The 332-nt window shown below is 50.0% G+C and carries 1 protein-coding gene; it reads right to left on the bottom strand.

The genetic code is table 11. The features are described from left to right. On the bottom strand, positions 1 to 332 hold a 332-nt coding region (locus A3751_RS16220), incomplete at both ends, for an exonuclease domain-containing protein (protein ID WP_255376094.1).

Below are 332 nucleotides of genomic sequence, written 5' to 3'. Positions count from 1 at the left end.
GTGGCTCATGACGCGCGCGCGAATATTGACACTTTTGCCGACGTAAAGCAGGGTGCCGTTCTCGTCATAAAAGTAATAGACGCCGGCCGCTTGAGGCAGCGCTTTGACTTGTGCTTGTTTGATCTTTGGCGGCAGAGAGGGTGTCTTTAAAATCGGGCCGAGTGCACTTGCGAGTTCTTCATCAGAGTAAAGCTGCGTGGATTTAACAAACAGCTTCCAGATGATGTCCGCATCGTCCATTGCGCGATGTCGGTTCTCAATTGAAAAGTCAAAACGTTTGATGATTTGATCAATGCCATGGCGCTTAAATTGCGGGTACAGGGCACGGCTGA

This window comes from Oleiphilus sp. HI0080 (assembly GCF_001635135.1).
This window is presented reverse-complemented; position numbering and strand designations above follow the sequence as displayed.